The sequence below is a fragment of the Staphylococcus pasteuri genome (genome assembly GCF_030547725.1).
Classification (GTDB): Bacteria; Bacillota; Bacilli; order Staphylococcales; family Staphylococcaceae; genus Staphylococcus; species Staphylococcus pasteuri.
The window spans coordinates 1-1,937 of sequence record NZ_JAUOQO010000023.1 but is presented as its reverse complement, the minus strand read 5'-3'; the positions used below and the strand labels follow the sequence as shown (position 1 = coordinate 1,937).

General features: G+C 29.9%; 1 pseudogene. It reads left to right on the top strand.

What is annotated here, in order from left to right:
* Nucleotides 1-270: 270 nt before the first annotated feature.
* Nucleotides 271-1,937, top strand: a pseudogene (locus tag Q4528_RS12575) (IS1182 family transposase); the annotation flags it as partial.

Sequence of the window (1,937 nt, the reverse complement as noted above, 5' to 3'; positions counted from 1 at the left end):
GAGTCTGGGACATAAACCCTAGAGAAATAGCCAGTAAATGAGTTTTAACAAATTCATTTACTGGCTTCTTTATTTACAATACTCCGTATTGTTGGCTCGCTTTCTTAGGGGACAGCTTCAGCCTGTAGTCTTCAGCTTGTCCTGTTCCCTCAAGAGTCTCGCCAAAATACTTTGTATTTATATGTAATTTTACATTGTAATACTTTAAAAAAATAAAGCACTTTCGTATAATTTAATAAACATCACTAAACTAAATTAACGAGGTGCCTTATGTATAAAAATTATAACATGACTCAACTTACTCTACCAATGGAAACTTCAGTTCTTATCCCCACAAATGATATTTCACGACATGTAAATGATATTGTTGAAACAATTCCTGACAATGAATTCGACGAATTCAGACATCACCGTGGTGCAACTTCGTACCATCCTAAAATGATGTTAAAAGTGATTCTATATGCCTACACACAATCTGTATTCTCAGGTCGTAAAATAGAAAAAATGCTTAATGATAGCATCCGAATGATGTGGCTATCACAAAATCAAAAACCTTCTTATAAAACAATTAATCGATTTAGAGTAAATCCAAAAGTAGATGCTTTATTAGAATCTTTATTTATTCAATTTTACAGTCAGTGTGTAAAACAAAATCTTATAGATGATAAAGCTATTTTTATTGATGGTACAAAAATTGAAGCAAATGCCAATCGATATACATTTGTATGGAAAAAGAGTATTCAAAACCATGAATCAAAGATGAATGAGGATTCTAAAGCCCTCTACCATGAATTGGTAACCAATAAAATCATACCGGAAATTAAAAAAGATCATGATAATGAATTAACAAAAGAAGAAATAGATTTGATTGGTAGTCACTTAGATAAAGAAATCGAAGATTTAAACCAACATATCAACAATGAAAAATGTACTAAAACAAGAAAACAAATACGTCTCAAAAGAACTAAAATCAAAAAATACAAAAAGCAAATCAATGATTATTTTGAGCGAAAGTATCGATACGAATTTCAAAAATCTATTTTAAAGGATAGAAATAGTTATTCTAAGACAGATCATGATGCGACATTTATGAGAATGAAAGAAGATCACATGAAAAATGGACAACTTAAGCCAGGGTATAATTTACAAATAGCGACAAATTCCCAATTTGTTTTATCTTATAATGTGTATCAAAATCCAACGGATACTAGAACGATGATTCCATTTTTAAATTCAATTCAAGAGACCTACGGTCATTTACCTGAATATATTGTAGCTGATGCAGGTTATGGTAGTGAATCAAATTATAAGGCAATTATAGATGACTTTAATCGAACGCCACTCATAACATATGGAATGTTTATAAAAGATAAAACTAAAAAATATAAAAGTGACATCTTTAATACTCAAAATTGGAACTATGACGAAATTAATGACGAATTCATTTGTCCGAATAATAAACGGCTAGGTTTTAAAAGATATGCCTATCGTCATGATAAGTATGGTTATAAGCGAGACTTCAAATTATATGAATGTGATGATTGTTCAGAATGTCCTCTGAAAAATCAATGTATGAACTTCAATTCAAAAACAAACAAAAAAATAATGAAGAATTATAACTGGGAATATTTTAAATCCCAAATTAACAAAAAGCTTTCAGAACCAGAAACAAAAAATATCTACAGTCAAAGAAAAATTGATGTGGAACCTGTTTTTGGATTTATGAAGGCTATTTTGGGTTTCACTCGGATGTCTGTCCGAGGACTCAATAAAGTCAAAAGAGAACTTGGTTTTGTATTAATGGCACTTAATATAAGAAAAGTAGTAGCTCAACGAGCTGAAAATAATCAAAAAATTTATAAAAAAGACAATTTCTATATTATTTCAATAGAAATTGTCTTTTTTTCACTTATCCAAGAACTTTATGTCCCGGACTC